Origin of the sequence: Rathayibacter sp. VKM Ac-2926 (genome assembly GCF_022815565.1) — a bacterium.
GTDB lineage: Bacteria > Actinomycetota > Actinomycetes > Actinomycetales > Microbacteriaceae > Rathayibacter > Rathayibacter festucae.
In genome coordinates, this window is the sequence record NZ_JALGRS010000001.1 from 137,838 (window position 1) to 151,994 (window position 14,157).

Consider the following 14,157-nt stretch of genomic DNA (forward strand, 5'->3'; position numbering starts at 1 on the left):
TGGCCGGTGTCGCTCAGGGCGTGGCGGTCGACCTTCTCGTCGCGCTCGGTCGGCTCGTCGTGCTCGGTCGGCTCGTCGTGCTCGGTCGGCTCGTCCGGCTCGTCCGTCCGGTCCTGCGGGTCGATCGTCTCGTCCTGCTCCGGGTCGTTCCCGGGCACGGCTGAGGGCGTCGACTTCTCCATCCCCCGAGGCTATGCCCGAGCCGGTGCGACGGCCGGTCGTGTCGCCCCGTCTGTGGACACTCGACGGAGAACTGCCGCTGTGGACGGCCCCCGTCGAGTGGCGATGGACGCGAGCCCGGTGGAGGAGCACCATGGGCGCACCCGACACTCCCGCTCCCGATCGGAGACCCCGATGGATCCGCTGCCCATCCCCCGCGCCGCGATGATCGCCGCGCAGGCCCTGATCGACAGCTCCGCGTCCTACGACGGCGAGGCGACCGGCACCGTCAACCGCGCCGTCCTCGAGCGCGCGCTGAGCCCGATCGAGAACGGCGTGCTGGACGAGGACGGCGTCGTCGTGCCCACCTCCTCGGACGTCGCCGGCGCCGCGGTGATCTGCCTCACCTGGCTGACCGGCCGCCTCGTCGAGGCGAGCGGCCGCTCGAGCGAGGAGATCCTCTTCTCCCTGCGCGAGTTCGTCACCGAGGCGCTGCGCAGCGACGAGCCCTGACCGCCGCGCGCCACACTGGGAACCATGGCCCGACGCGACAGGCACCGCACCCGAAACCTCTCCGAGCGCAGCGGCACCGCGCCCGGCCCGCTGCGCTCCGACACCCCCGCCGCGGTCGATCCCTCGGTCGACGTCGTGATCGTCGGCGCCGGTCACAACGGACTGGTCGCGGCGGCCTACCTCGCCCAGGCCGGACTCGACGTCCTCGTCCTCGAGCGCGGTGCGCGCGCGGGCGGCGCGACCGTCTCGGAGTACCCGTTCCGCGGCGTCGAGGCGCGGCTCAGCCGCTACTCCTACCTCGTCAGCCTCCTGCCGCCGTCGATCCTCGCCGATCTGCGGGTCGACGTGCCGCTCGTGCGCCGCCGCTACTCCTCCTACACGCCCGACCCCGCCGATCCGACGCGCGGGCTGCTCGTCGACACCGGCGACGAGGCCGCGACCGCCGCCTCCTTCGCGCGGATGGGCACCCCGGAGGACGCCGAGACCTTCGCCGACTTCTCCCGGCACACCTCGCGGCTGGCGCGCGCGCTCTGGCCGACCCTCACCCAGCCGCTGCTGCGGCGGGAGGAGGCGCGGCGGCTCGTCGGCGAGGACGCGATCTGGCGGGCGATGATCGAGCGGCCGATCGGCGAGGTGATCGAGCGGAACATCGCGGGCGACGCGGCGCGCGGCGTCCTGCTCACCGACGCGCTGATCGGCACCTTCGCCGGGGCCGGCGACGCCGACCTCGCGCAGAACCGCTGCCTGCTCTACCACGTGATCGGCGGCGGCACCGGCGACTGGGACGTCCCGGTCGGCGGCATGGGCAGTGTCTCCGGTGCGCTGGAGCGAGCGGCCCGGAACGCCGGCGCGCGGATCCTCACCGGCGCCGAGGTGACGAGCGTGGATCCGGCCGGCGAGGTCGTCTACCGCCGCGGACCGCGCAGCCGCCGGGTGCGGACGCGCTTCGTGCTCTCCAACGTCGCCCCGTTCGTCCTCGACAGGCTGCTGGGCGACGGCGAGGCCCTGCGCCCGGGAGTCCGGCGCCCCGAGGGCGCGCAGGTGAAGGTCAACCTGGTGCTGCGCCGCCTGCCGCGCCTGCGCGACGAGAGCGCCGCCCCGGAGGCGGCCTTCGGCGGCACCTTCCACGTCAACGAGGGCTACCGCCAGCTCGACGAGGCCCACCGCGCCGCGGAGCAGGGCCGCGTGCCCTCGCCGATCCCCTGCGAGATCTACTGCCACTCGCTGACCGATCCGACGATCCTCTCCCCGGAACTCGCCGCGAGCGGCGCGCACACGCTCACCGTCTTCGCCCTGCACGTCCCCGACCGGCTGCTGACCGGCGACGACGCTCCGACGCGCGAGCAGCTCGAGACCGCGATCCTCGACTCGATCGACTCCGTGCTCGCCGAGCCGATCCGCGAGCTGCTGCTCCTGGACGCCGACGGGAACCCCTGCATCGAGACGCGCACGACCCGCGACCTGGAGGAGAGCCTCGGCCTGCCCGGCGGCCACATCTTCCACGGACCGCTGTCCTGGCCGTTCGCGGAGGACGACGAGCCGCTGGACACCCCCGCCCAGCGCTGGGGCGTGGCCACCGAGCACCCGCGGGTGCTGCTCTGCGGCGCGGGCGCGCGCCGCGGCGGCGGGGTCTCCGGGATCGGCGGCCAGAACGCGGCGATGGCGGTGCTGGAGGCGCTCGGCGCCTGAGAGCGGGACCGCCTCAGTGCACTCGGCGGATCAGTGCACTCGGCGGATCAGTGCCACCGGTGGTCCTGGATCGTCATCCGCGGGCCGTGCCGCGGCTTGCGCGCGCCGCTCGTCCCGATCAGGCGGATGATCCGCTGCCGGTGCCCGCGCCACGGCTCGAGCAGCTCGAGCATCCCGTCGTCGTCGACCCCGAGGCGCCCGGTCAGCGCGAAGCCGACCGCCGCGGCCAGGTGGTAGTCGCCCACGCTCACCGCGTCCGGGTCGCCGTGGGCCCGCATCATCACCTCGGACGCCGTCCACGGCCCGATGCCGGGCACCGACTGCAGGCGCTGCGCCACCACCTCGCCGCCGCGGCCGAGGGCCAGCGTGCGCTCGAGCCCCTTCGCCACCAGCGCCGCCGTGAGCACGGTGCGCGAGCGCCGCGGGTCGACACCCGCCCGGTGCCAGTCCCAGGACGGGACCCGGCGCCACTGCTCGGCCGACGGCGCCACGTGCAGCGGCACCGGCCCGGGAGCCGGCTCGCCGTGCAGCCGCACCAGCGCGCGGTAGGCGCGCCACGCCTCCGTGCTGGTGACCTTCTGCTCCAGGATCGACGGCGCCAGCATCTCGAAGACGAGGTTCGCCCGGGTCAGCCGCAGCCCCGCCGAGCGGCGCAGCACCTCGGCCAGCGGACCGTGCGCGGAGAGATCGAGCGCGCTCCAGTCGTCGCCGTGGCCGAGCAGCTCGGGCACGTGATCGATCAGCCACTCCGCGCCCTCGCCCCAGGCCCGCGCGTGCACGGCGCCGTCGGCCGCCTGCCGCAGGTGCAGCGTGCCGGGGCCGAGCGGCGTGCGGAAGGCGCGCCAGAAGCCGGTCGCGTCGATGAGCATCGTCGGGTCGCCCGAGCCGCGCAGCAGCGTGCGGAGGGTGAGCGCGAGGCTCACCGGCACGGCGGGCGCGTAGACCGTGGCCAGGAACGGCACGGGAGCGGGGACGGCGGACGACACGCAGCGATGGTAGCCGCGGCCGCCGACACTCGCGGAGGGACCCGGAACGGCGGGCTGATCAGGTGTCCCGCAGAACTGCCATCCACGACGTGTTCGGAGCGGCGGGCGCCCCGGATTGGTTCAGACCGGATGAACACATGCGCAATCTGGATCGCCCGATTCCGCTAGGCAGTGCCCCGATTCCGGGCGTAGTTTCGCGCTGTCGCGGCACAGTCCGTCAGCCCGGCCAACCGCCTATCACTGGAGATGCGCACATGTTCGACACCACATTCATCCGCAACGCGATCGTCAGGAGCTCGGAGACGGCTCTCGACCGTCGCCGCTTCTTCGAGGCCACCGGCGTCGCCGGACTCGGCATCGGAGCGGCGGCCCTGGCCTCCGCTCCCGCCGCCTCGGCCGAAGAGGTCGCCGCTGAGGGCCCCGGCGACGCCGCCGTCCTCAACTTCGCGCTCAACCTCGAGTACCTCGAGGCCGAGTTCTACCTCCGCGCCGTCACCGGCTCCGGCCTCGCGAGCAGCGACACCGGCGGCACCGGCAAGCTCGGCGGCGTCAAGGGCGGCCGCGCCGTCCCGTTCAAGACCCCGTGGCTGAAGTCCTTCGCCCGCGAGGTCGCCAACGACGAGAAGGCGCACGTCAAGTTCCTCCGCGGCCAGCTCGGCGCTGCCGCCGTCGCCCGCCCCTCGATCAACCTCGAGGCCAGCTTCAACGCGGCGGCAGCCGCGGCCGGCCTCATCCCCGCGGGCGGCACGTTCGACCCGTTCCTCAACGAGCAGAACTTCCTGCTCGGCGCCTTCGTCTTCGAGGACGTCGGAGTCACCGCCTACAAGGGCGCTGCCCCCCTCATCCAGTCGAAGCTCTACCTGGAGGCGGCCGCCGGCATCCTCGCGGTGGAGGCGTACCACGCCGGTGCCATCCGCTCGGCGATCTACAGCGCCGGTCTCGACGTGCAGGCGGGCAAGCTGTCCGACGCGCGCGACAGCCTCGACGGCCCCACCGACGACGACCAGGGCGTCAAGGTCGACGGGCAGGCCAACATCCAGCCCACCGACGCCAACGGCATCGCCTTCAGCCGCAACCCCGGCCAGGTCCTCAACGTCGTCTACCTGAACAGCAAGGCCGCGACCTCCGGTGGATTCTTCCCCGCCGGCGTCAACGGCGTCGTCAACACCAGCCAGGCCAACTAGTCACTGACACTCTCTAGTCCCTGAACGACGAAGGGCCCTTCCTCGAGGCGGCGAGGAGGGGCCCTTCGTCGTATCCGGCCGGAGCGGGCGACCCGACCCCGTGCCCGCGTCCTCTACTCTGAGCGGGTGAAGATCGGGATCCTGACCTCCGGGGGCGACTGCCCCGGGCTGAACGCCGTCATCCGCGGTGCCGTGTACAAGGGCATCAAGGTGTACGACCAAGAATTCGTTGGCTTCCGCAACGGGTGGCGCGGAGTGGTCGACGGCGACCTCCTCCCCCTCGGGCGGCCCGAGATCCAGGGCATCGCCAAGCAGGGCGGCACGATCCTCGGCACGAGCCGGACGAACCCCTTCGAGGGCGACAACGGCGGCCCCGAGAAGATCGCCGAGATGATGGACCGCAACGGCATCGACTCGATCATCGCGATCGGCGGCGAGGGCACCCTGGCCGCGGCGAAGCGCCTCACCGACGCGGGCCTCAAGATCGTCGGCGTCCCGAAGACCATCGACAACGACCTCGGCGCCACCGACTACACCTTCGGCTTCGACACCGCCGTCGGCATCGCCACCGACGCGATGGACCGCCTGCGCACCACCGGCGACTCGCACGGCCGCTGCATGGTCGCCGAGGTCATGGGCCGCCACGTCGGCTGGATCGCCCTGCACTCGGGCATGGCCGCCGGCGCGCACGTCATCCTCATCCCGGAGAAGAAGACCTCGATCGAGCAGATCGTGGAGTGGGTGCAGAGCGCCCAGGACCGCGGTCGCGCCCCGCTCGTCGTCGTCGCCGAGGGCTTCTCGCTCGACTCGATGGACGATGCGCACTCCGAGCGCGGCCTCGACGCCTTCGGCCGTCCGCGCCTGGGCGGCATCGGCGAGATGCTCGCTCCGATGATCGAGGACCGCACCGGCATCGAGACCCGCGCCACCACGCTCGGCCACATCCAGCGCGGCGGCACCCCCAGCGCCTTCGACCGCGTCCTCGCCACCCGCCTCGGCATGGCCGCGGCCGACTCCGTCGTCGCCGAGCACTGGGGCCGCATGGTCGCCCTGCGCGGCACCGACATCTACCACGTCGACTTCGCCGAGGCCCTCGGCACCCTGAAGACGGTGCCCGACTCCCGCTACGAGGAGGCGCGCACCCTCTTCGGATAGCGCGGATCTCGAGACGCCCGCTGCGCGGATGCTCGGTCAGCACGCTGCATGCTGGTCGAGTAGCCGCGCAGCGGCGTATCGAGACCCGCCGTCGTCAGCCCTTCGCGCCGTCCGGGGTCGCCGTCGCGACCAGCACCGCTCGCGCGAGCGTGTGGAAGTGCGCGTTGAAGCCGAGGATCGCCGGCGTCGACTCCGGGTCGAGCTCGAGCTCCTCGACGTCGAGGGCGTGCACGACGAAGAAGTAGCGGTGCTCGCGGTCCGGCGGCGCCGCTCCGATGAACTGGCGCAGCCGCATCTCGTTCGGCAGGGTCTGCGCGCCCGCGGGCAGCAGCTCGAAGCCGGCCGCCCCTGCGCCGGTCGGCAGCTCGGTGGTGTCGGCCGGCAGGTTGTAGACCGCCCAGTGCCAGAAGCCCGAGCCGGTCGGCGCGTCCGGGTCGAACACGGTCACCGCGAAGCTCTTGGTCTCGGCGGGCGCTCCCGACCAGCGCAGCTGCGGCGAGACGTCCTCGCCGCCCGAGCCCTCGCCGTAGTGGCGCGGGGCGAGCGCTGCGCCGTCGCTGATGTCGTCGCTCTCGAGGGTGAAGGTCGGCACCTCGCCGAGGCGGGCGTAGGGGTCGTAGTTCCAGTCGGACATCCGGTTCTCCGTTCGGGCGCGGCAGTCGCGCGCCTGGGTCCAGCCTAGGAACCGACGGCCGCAGGTCGAGGGCTTGCGCCGCTCACGCTGCGCCGCTCAGGAACCGAGGTAGCGCCCGGGCCGGTGGTTGAAGGCGAGCACCAGATTCAGCACCACGACGCCCGCGGCCGAGATCAGCACGTTCAGCGGCGGCACCACCAGCAGCGCCGCGACGACCACGCAGGCGTCGAGCGCCATCATCACGTAGCCGGCCCGCCAGCCCAGCCGCTCCTGCGCGAGGAGGGCCAGGATGCTGAAGCCGCCCAGGCTCGAGCCGTGCCGGAACAGGATGAGCAGTCCGATCCCCGCGAGCACGTCGCCGGTGAGCACCCCGTAGACCGGGTCGATGCGGATCGTCCCGAAGGCGAGCGGGTGCAGCCCGGCGAGCACCGACACCAGCAGGATCGAGGACATCGTGCGCAGAGTGAACCGCCAGCCCTTCTTCCACAGCGAGAGCGCCAGGAACGGCAGGTTCACCACGACGAGGATCACGCCGAACGGGATCGGCGCCGCGTAGCCCAGCAGCAGCGCGAGCCCCGCGGTCCCGCCGGTCACCGCCTCGCTCGCACGGAGCAGGAACAGGCCGAGCGAGACGACGAACGCACCGGTCACGAGGCCGAAGACGTCCTCGAAGCGGCTGTGCGGCACGGGGAGAGGAGCGTCGGTCACCGGGAGATGCTGTCATACCCGCGTTGCCGGAGCGTTTCGGCCGACCCGGCCCGGCCCTCGTAGGATGACCCGGTGCTGCCGAAGATCCTGCTGTTCTACCGCTTCGTGCCGCTCGCCGACCCCGAATCCGTCCGGCTGTGGCAGCGCGAGCTCGCCGAGCACCTCGGCCTGCGCGGCCGGGTCCTGCTCTCGAAGGACGGCGTCAACGGCACCCTCGGCGGGGAGATGGGCGCGCTCAAGCGCTGGGTCCGCCGCACCCGCGAGCACTCCGCCTTCCGCGGTCTCGAGGTGAAGTGGAGCGACGGCACGGGCCTGGACGACGAGGGCCGCAGCGTCGACTTCCCCGGGCTGTCGGTGAAGGTGCGCGAGGAGATCGTGTCGTTCGGAGCGCCCGAGGAGCTGCGCGTGGACGGGTCCGGCGTCGTCGGCACCGGCGTCCGGCTCGCGCCCGACGAGGTCGACGCCCTGGTCGCCGAGCGGGAGGACGTGGTCTTCTTCGACGGCCGCAACGCCTTCGAGGCCGAGATCGGCCGCTTCGACGGCGCGGTCGTGCCGGGCGTCGCGAGCACCCGGGAGTTCGTCGAGCAGCTCGACTCCGGCGCCTACGACCACCTCAAGGGCCGGCCGGTCGTCACCTACTGCACCGGCGGGATCCGCTGCGAGGTGCTCTCGAGCCTGATGCTCGCCCGCGGCTTCGGCGAGGTGTACCAGCTCGACGGCGGCATCGTCCGCTACCAGGAGGCCCGCCGCGACACGGGGCTCTGGCGCGGTGCGCTCTACGTCTTCGACGGGCGCGGCTCGCTGACCTTCTCCCCGGACGCCGAGGTGCTCGGCCGCTGCGCCGTCTGCGCGGAGCCGACCAGCCGGATGCGCAACTGCACCGATCCCGCCTGCCGCGCTCAGCTCGTCGTCTGCGAGGGCTGCGGGAGCGCGGCCTGCGCGGCGCACGGCGGGGGCGTCGTGGAGCGGGCTACGGTGCTCGGATGAGCATCGAAGCGCGCGGCCGCACCCTCGTCGACCTCCACACCGCCCCCGAGCTGCTGAGGGTGGTGAACGTCTGGGACGTGGTCTCGGCGACCACGATCGCCGCCCTCCCCGAGACCCGGGCGCTCGCGACGGCGAGCCACTCGATCGCCGCGACCTTCGGGTACGAGGACGGCGAGCGGATCCCGCTCGACCTGCACCTGAGCATGATCGAGCGGATCGTCGCCGCGGTCGACGTCCCCGTCTCGGCGGACCTCGAGGCCGGCTACGGCGACGCCGGCGAGACCGTCCGCCGCGCCATCGAGGTCGGCGTCGTCGGCGCGAACCTCGAGGACCAGGCGAAGCCGCTCGCCGAGGCGCTGCGCTCGGTCGAGAAGGCGGTCGCCGCCGCCGAGGAGGAGGCCGTGCCCTTCGCCCTCAACGCCCGCACCGACGTCTTCCTCCGCGCCGGCGACCGCGACCGCGGCGAGGTGCTCGCCGACGCGATCGAGCGCGGACGCGCCTATCTCGACGCGGGGGCGACCTGCTTCTTCGTCCCCGGCCTGCTCCAGGACGCGGAGCTCGAGGCCCTCGTGGCCGAGCTCGGCCGCCAGCGGGTCAGCGTGATCGGCGTCCCCGGCTCGCAGTCGCCCGCCCGTTTCGAGGAGCTCGGCCTGGCCCGCGTCTCCTACGGACCGTGGACGCAGCGCGTCGCGCTGACCGCGCTGCAGGACGCGGCGACCGCCCTCTACGCCGGCGGTGCGCTGCCCGAGGGCACCCGGCCGCTGAACTGACCCCGCCGCCCGGGCGCGTTCCGCGCGCTCGGGCGTAGCGTGGGCTCATGTTCCGAGCCGTCGTCGTCGAGCAGCACTCCTCCTCCGACACCGAGACCCCGAATCGCGCACGACTGACCGAGCGGGACGATCCCGACCGCTCGCACGGCGACGTGACCCTCGCCGTCGAGTACTCGAGCGTGAACTACAAGGACGCCCTCGCTCTCGCCGGCCGGCCGGGTGTGGTCCGCCGCACCCCGCTGATCGCGGGCATCGACGTCGTCGGCACGGTCGAGTACGCGGACGGCGCCGCGGCCGAGCGCTTCGACTCCGGCGACCGCGTGGTGCTCAACGGCGCCGGCCTCGGCGAGCGCTTCGACGGCGGCTTCACCGAGCGGGCCCGCGTCGACTCCGCGTCGCTGCTGCGCATCCCCGGCGCGATCTCCTCCGCCCGCGCCGGCGCGATCGGCACCGCCGGCTTCACCGCGATGCTCGCCGTCCTCGCCCTCGAGCGGCACGGCGTCCGCCCCGGCGACGGACCGGTGCTGGTCACCGGCGCCTCGGGCGGCGTGGGCTCCCTCGCCGTCGCGCTGCTCGCGAAGCTCGGCCACGAGGTGGTCGCCTCGACCGGGCGCGCGGGCGAGCACGGCGAGCTGCTCCAGCGCCTGGGCGCGACGGAGGTCCTCGACCGGGCCGAGCTGTCCGAGAAGGGCAAGCCGCTGCAGTCGGAGCGCTGGGCCGGCGCGATCGACTCCGCCGGCTCGCACACCCTCGCCAACGCGCTCGCGCAGACCCGCTGGGGCGGCACCGTCGCCGCCTGCGGTCTCGCGCAGGGCGGCGACCTGCCCGCGACGGTGATGCCGTTCATCCTGCGCGGAGTGACGCTGGCGGGCATCAACTCGGTGGAGGCGCCGCGGAAGCTGCGCGAGGAGGCCTGGCGCCGGCTGGCCCACGACCTCGACCTGGAGCTGCTCGACGGCCTGACCACGGCGGTGCCGCTCGCGGGCGCGATCGACGCCGCGGCCGACCTGCTGGAAGGGCGCGCGCACGGGCGCACGCTGGTCGACGTCCGGGGCTGACGCTCCGCAGCTCGGGTCGCGCGGCGGTCCGAGCTACTCGGCGGCCTCGGTGGCGCCGCTGGGCTCGGCGGAAGCGTGACCGACGGAGGAGTCGGGGCGCGGCTTCGCGGCGGGCTTCTTCGGGGTGGGCTTCTTCGCTGCGGGCTTCTCGGGCGCAGGCAACTCGGCGGCGGGCTTCTCAGGCGCCGGCGCCTCGGTGCCGGGCTTCTCGGCGACCGGCTTTTCGGGCGCCGGCTTCTCGGGCGCCGGCTTCTCGGGCGCCGGCTTCTCGGGCGCCGGCTTCTTCGCGGGCGCCTTCTTCGCCGCGGGCTTCTTCGCGACGGTCTCCTTCTCGGCCGGCGTCTCCTCCGCAGGCGTCTGCTCGTCCCTGCGCTCCGCCTCCGCCTGCGCCGCGGCCAGGCGCTCGGCGGCCTGCTCGGCGACGGCCGGCACGACGACGAGGTCGTCGGTGTCGATCACGGGGATCGCCGAGGTCGCGGTCCCCAGCTGCAGCGCCGCGATCAGCTCGGGGGCGTGCTTCGTGCTGACGATCAGTCGCGAGTACTCCTCGTCGACCAGGTCGATCACCACCGCCGCGGCCGTGCGCTTGATCAGCAGGAAGTCCTTGCCGCCGTGGAACTTCCAGGTGCCGGCCGCGAGGGTCAGCGGCACCGCGGTCCCCGGCGCCCGGATGCCTCGCACCCAGATCCACGGATCCTCGGTGACGGTCGCCGAGCGGATGCTCGAGCGCTCGACGACGACGTCGCCGCGGTGCAGGGCGAGCAGCCGTTCGGCGCGGGTCAGGCGGAGTTCGAGGCGGTCGGGGAGCACGGTCACGACGGGCATGCCCCTAGTCTGCCCCGCCCATCGCACTCGGCGCCCGGGGGTCGCGGTGGCAGCATGGAGGGATGGCCACGGATCCGGACGAGCGGCGTCTCCTCGACGCGCGCCTCGCCGAGCGGCAGGCCGAGGCCCGCCGCGAGGCGGAGCGCCTGGACGAGTCCCTCCGCGAGCTCCTCCTCGACCGCGCCGACGGCACCGCCGACGACGAGCACGACCCGGAGGGCACCCCGCTCTCCGCCGAGTGGTCGCGGATGGCCGGGGTGCGCGACGCTCTCGCCCGCACTGAGCGCGATCTCGCCGCCGCCCGCGCGCGCCTCGCCGCCGGCGACTACGGCGACTGCGCCCGCTGCGGCCGCCCGATCGGCGCCGCCCGCCTCGAGGCCCGCCCCACCGCCGACCTCTGCATCGCCTGCGCCCGCGCCGCCGAGTCCCGCCACCGCTGACGGCGCTGTCCACGCCCGCACCTGAAGGCCCCCACAGGCCAAGGCATGCAGAAACCCGGGTGCTCCTGCGAGAGTTCACATGCGGTCGTACCCCCGATGGGTGGTCCCGCTCCCCCTCCCCCTTTCTCCCGCCTCTCGAAAGGCCTCCCTCCGCATGACCGAGACGTCGTCCGACCGCGTGACCGGCGCCCCGCCGGCCCCCGACCGCCGCGCCTGGCGCTCCCTCGTGGTCCTCCTGGCGGGCATGTTCATCGCCCTGCTCGACACCACCATCGTGAACGTCGCGCTGCCGACGATCCGCACCACCCTCGACGCCTCCGAGTCGACGCTCTCCTGGATCATCTCGGGCTACGCGCTCGCCTTCGGCCTCGCGCTGATCCCGGCCGGCCGCCTCGGCGACCGCTTCGGGCACAAGTGGGTCTTCGTCAGCGGCGTGGCGCTGTTCACCGTCGCGAGCTTCGCCTGCGGCCTGGCCGCCGACGACGTCCAGCTCGTCATCGCGCGCGTCGTGCAGGGCCTCGCGGGCGGGATCTTCGTCCCGGCGGTCAACGCCTACATCCAGATCCTCTTCCGCGGCCCCGCCCGCGGCAAGGCGTTCGCGGTGATGGGCGCCGTCCTCGGCGTCTCGTCGGCGCTCGGCCCGATCATCGGCGGTCTGATCATCCAGGCCTTCGGCGACGAGAACGGCTGGCGCCTGGTCTTCTGGGTGAACCTGCCGATCGGCGTCGCGACGCTCATCGCCGCCGCGATGCTGCTGCCGACCCGCCGCGAGCTCCAGGACGGCGACCGCGCCCCGAGTGGGGGCGTCGACTGGCTCGGCCTGATCCTCGTCTCGGGCGGACTCGTCGCCCTGCTCGTGCCGCTGATCCAGGGCGAGGACGAGGGCTGGCCGCTCTGGACCTTCCTCTCGATCGCCGGCGGCGTGATCCTCCTCGCCGCGTTCGGCGCCTGGGAGGTCGCGTACACCCGCCGCGGCCGCGCGCCCCTCGTTCCGCCGACCCTGTTCCGCCACCCCGCCTTCACCGGCGGCGTGATCCTGGCGCTGGTCTACTTCGCGGCCTTCACGAGCATCTTCTTCACCATCTCGCTGCTCTGGCAGTCCGGCCTCGGCCACACGGCGCTGGAGTCGGGCCTCGTCTCGATCCCCTTCGCGATCGGCAGCATCGTCAGCTCCTCGCAGAGCAACCGCCTCACCGCGAAGCTCGGCCGCAACGTCCTGGTGCTCGGCAGCGGACTGCTCGCCGTCGGCCTGATCTGGGTGTGGCTGGTGCTGCTGACCGCGACGCCCGACTCGATCACCAACTGGCAGCTGCTCGCGCCGCTGTTCATCGCGGGCATCGGCAACGGCTTCTTCATCGCGCCGAACGTGCAGTTCATCGTCTCGACAGTCGACCCGCAGGACGCGGGCGCGGCCAGTGGCGTGATCTCGGCGATCCAGCGGATCGGCTCGGCGGTCGGCATCGCCGCGATCGGCAGCATCCTCTTCGGCGGCCTGGTCATCACCGGCCCGGACACCGTCGCCTCGGGCTTCCTCGACGCCGCGGCCCCGGCGATGCTGGTCAGCGCGCTGATGGCGATCGCCGCCTTCGCGCTCGTCTTCGTGCTGCCGAAGTCGGTGTCGCGCCGGGGCTGATCCCCGGCGCGACCGCCTACTCCTGCGGGCGCGCCGCCGCCGCGGCCTTCGCGGCGGCCGGCAGCGCGTCGACGATCCGGCCGATCGCCGCGTCGTCGTGCGCGGCCGAGACGAACCACGCCTCGAACACCGACGGCGGCAGCGAGACGCCCGCGTCGAGCATCGCGTGGAAGAAGGCCGGGTAGCGGAACGACTCCTGCGCCTGGACCTGGGCGTAGTCGCGCACCGGTCCACCGATGTCGGTGAACATGAAGCTGAAGAGGCTGCCCGCGCTCTGCACCGTGTGCACGACGCCCTCCGCCGAGAGCGCGGCCGAGACCTCGCGCTGCAGCGTCAGGGCGGTGCGGTCGAGCGAGGCGTAGACGGCGTCGTCGGCGAGCTGCAGGGTGCGGATGCCGGCGGCCACGGCGACCGGATTCCCCGAGAGCGTGCCCGCCTGGTACACCGGCCCGAGCGGGGCCAGGTGGTCCATCACGTCCGCGCGGCCGCCGAGCGCCGCGACTGGCATGCCGCCGCCGATGACCTTGCCGAAGGTGTAGAGGTCGGCGACGTAGGGCGCCTCGGCGCCATCGGCACCGGCGCCCGCGTTCTCCAGTCCCCACCAGCCGCCGGCGCTCACGCGGAAGCCGGTGAGCACCTCGTCCATGATCAGCAGCGAGCCGTTGGCGTGCACGAGCTCGGCCAGTGCCGCGTTGAAGCCCGGCATGGGCGGGACGACGCCCATGTTCGCGGCGGCCGCCTCGGTGATCACGGCGGCGATCTCGGAGCCGCGCTCGGCGAGGACCGCGCGCACCGCATCGAGGTCGTTGTAGGGCAGCACGATCGTCTGCGCCGCGGTGGCCGCGGTGACGCCGGCGGAGGCGGGCAGGGCGAGCGTCGCGAGGCCGGAGCCGGCGTCGGCGAGCAGGCCGTCGGAGTGGCCGTGGTAGTGACCCGAGAACTTGATTAGCAGATCGCGGCCGGTGACCCCGCGGGCCAGGCGGATCGCGGTCATCGTCGCCTCGGTGCCGGTGGAGACCAGGCGGAGCTTCTCGATCGGCGAGACCCCGCCGGCCGTGATCCGCGCCTCCACCAGCTCGGCGAGCTCGGTCTCGGCCGGGGTCGACGCGCCGAAGGAGAGCCCGCGGGCCGCCGCCTCCTGCACGGCGGCGACGACCTCGGGGTGCGCGTGGCCGAGGACGGCCGGACCCCAGGAGCAGACCAGGTCGACGTACTCGCGGCCGTCGGCGTCGGTGATGTACGGGCCGGTCGCCGACACCATGAACCTCGGGGTCCCGCCGACCGAGCGGAAGGCGCGGACCGGCGAGTTCACCCCGCCGGGGATCGCGTGCCGGGCACGCTCGTACAGGGTGTCGTTCGCGGTGGGAGTCACCCGACCACGATACGGCGCGCGCCTCAGCGGACGCCGGACGCCGG

At 73.6% G+C, this 14,157-nt stretch carries 14 protein-coding genes; 9 read left to right on the top strand and 5 right to left on the bottom strand.

The features are described from left to right. Nucleotides 1-354: 354 nt before the first annotated feature. Both MT351_RS00655 and MT351_RS00660 read left to right on the top strand, forming a co-directional pair. The gene (locus MT351_RS00655) at nucleotides 355-672 is read left to right on the top strand and encodes a hypothetical protein (RefSeq protein ID WP_123701821.1); all 318 of its coding nucleotides are present in this window, start codon (nucleotides 355-357) and stop codon (nucleotides 670-672) included. Nucleotides 673-696: 24 nt separating this feature from the next. After that, nucleotides 697-2,361 carry an NAD(P)/FAD-dependent oxidoreductase gene (locus MT351_RS00660; RefSeq protein WP_243580994.1) on the top strand — a complete coding sequence of 555 codons (1,665 nt, stop codon included), beginning with the start codon at nucleotides 697-699 and terminating at the stop codon, nucleotides 2,359-2,361. A 47-nt stretch (nucleotides 2,362-2,408) separates the two neighbouring features. On the opposite strand, the gene MT351_RS00665 is transcribed toward MT351_RS00660, so the two are convergent. Continuing rightward, on the bottom strand, nucleotides 2,409-3,347 hold the full coding sequence (locus tag MT351_RS00665; RefSeq protein ID WP_132434812.1) for a DNA-3-methyladenine glycosylase: 939 nt from the start codon (nucleotides 3,345-3,347) through the stop codon (nucleotides 2,409-2,411). A 254-nt stretch (nucleotides 3,348-3,601) separates the two neighbouring features. Here MT351_RS00665 and MT351_RS00670 point away from each other — a divergent pair, with 254 nt between their 5' ends. Both MT351_RS00670 and MT351_RS00675 read left to right on the top strand, forming a co-directional pair. Further along, nucleotides 3,602-4,531: a ferritin-like domain-containing protein gene (locus MT351_RS00670; protein ID WP_123701817.1), complete on the top strand. Its 930-nt coding sequence runs from the start codon at nucleotides 3,602-3,604 to the stop codon at nucleotides 4,529-4,531. Nucleotides 4,532-4,657: 126 nt separating this feature from the next. After that, entirely contained in the window at nucleotides 4,658-5,686 is a 1,029-nt protein-coding gene (locus MT351_RS00675; protein ID WP_123701816.1) for a 6-phosphofructokinase, read from the top strand. 94 nt (nucleotides 5,687-5,780) lie between these two features. On the opposite strand, the gene MT351_RS00680 is transcribed toward MT351_RS00675, so the two are convergent. Continuing rightward, nucleotides 5,781-6,320, bottom strand: a complete 540-nt coding sequence (locus MT351_RS00680) for a YbhB/YbcL family Raf kinase inhibitor-like protein (protein ID WP_123701810.1) — start codon at nucleotides 6,318-6,320, stop codon at nucleotides 5,781-5,783. A gap of 96 nt (nucleotides 6,321-6,416) precedes the next feature. Next, nucleotides 6,417-7,028 carry a YitT family protein gene (locus MT351_RS00685; RefSeq protein WP_123734901.1) on the bottom strand — a complete coding sequence of 204 codons (612 nt, stop codon included), beginning with the start codon at nucleotides 7,026-7,028 and terminating at the stop codon, nucleotides 6,417-6,419. A gap of 72 nt (nucleotides 7,029-7,100) precedes the next feature. On the opposite strand from MT351_RS00685, the gene MT351_RS00690 reads away from it, so the two are divergent. From MT351_RS00690 to MT351_RS00700, 3 genes are read left to right on the top strand one after another with little or no spacing between them, the layout of a single operon-like run. Continuing rightward, nucleotides 7,101-8,015 (top strand): rhodanese-related sulfurtransferase, encoded by a 915-nt coding sequence (locus tag MT351_RS00690; RefSeq protein WP_243580995.1) that lies wholly within the window; start codon nucleotides 7,101-7,103, stop codon nucleotides 8,013-8,015. Further along, nucleotides 8,012-8,785 carry an isocitrate lyase/phosphoenolpyruvate mutase family protein gene (locus MT351_RS00695; RefSeq protein ID WP_243580996.1) on the top strand — a complete coding sequence of 258 codons (774 nt, stop codon included), beginning with the start codon at nucleotides 8,012-8,014 and terminating at the stop codon, nucleotides 8,783-8,785. The genes MT351_RS00690 and MT351_RS00695 overlap by 4 nt, the downstream gene beginning before the upstream one ends. A 47-nt stretch (nucleotides 8,786-8,832) precedes the next feature. Continuing rightward, entirely contained in the window at nucleotides 8,833-9,843 is a 1,011-nt protein-coding gene (locus tag MT351_RS00700; protein WP_132434822.1) for an MDR family oxidoreductase, read from the top strand. Between the two features lie 33 nt (nucleotides 9,844-9,876). Here MT351_RS00700 and MT351_RS00705 read toward each other — a convergent pair whose 3' ends face one another. After that, the gene (locus MT351_RS00705; protein WP_243580997.1) at nucleotides 9,877-10,668 is read right to left on the bottom strand and encodes a hypothetical protein; all 792 of its coding nucleotides are present in this window, start codon (nucleotides 10,666-10,668) and stop codon (nucleotides 9,877-9,879) included. Nucleotides 10,669-10,730: 62 nt separating this feature from the next. Here MT351_RS00705 and MT351_RS00710 point away from each other — a divergent pair, with 62 nt between their 5' ends. Both MT351_RS00710 and MT351_RS00715 read left to right on the top strand, forming a co-directional pair. Next, nucleotides 10,731-11,108: a TraR/DksA C4-type zinc finger protein gene (locus MT351_RS00710; RefSeq protein ID WP_243580998.1), complete on the top strand. Its 378-nt coding sequence runs from the start codon at nucleotides 10,731-10,733 to the stop codon at nucleotides 11,106-11,108. Between the two features lie 154 nt (nucleotides 11,109-11,262). Beyond that, entirely contained in the window at nucleotides 11,263-12,741 is a 1,479-nt protein-coding gene (locus tag MT351_RS00715) for an MFS transporter (protein ID WP_243580999.1), read from the top strand. 16 nt (nucleotides 12,742-12,757) lie between these two features. On the opposite strand, the gene hemL is transcribed toward MT351_RS00715, so the two are convergent. Next, nucleotides 12,758-14,113, bottom strand: a complete 1,356-nt coding sequence (gene hemL, locus MT351_RS00720) for a glutamate-1-semialdehyde 2,1-aminomutase (protein ID WP_243581000.1) — start codon at nucleotides 14,111-14,113, stop codon at nucleotides 12,758-12,760. Nucleotides 14,114-14,157 lie beyond the last annotated feature (44 nt).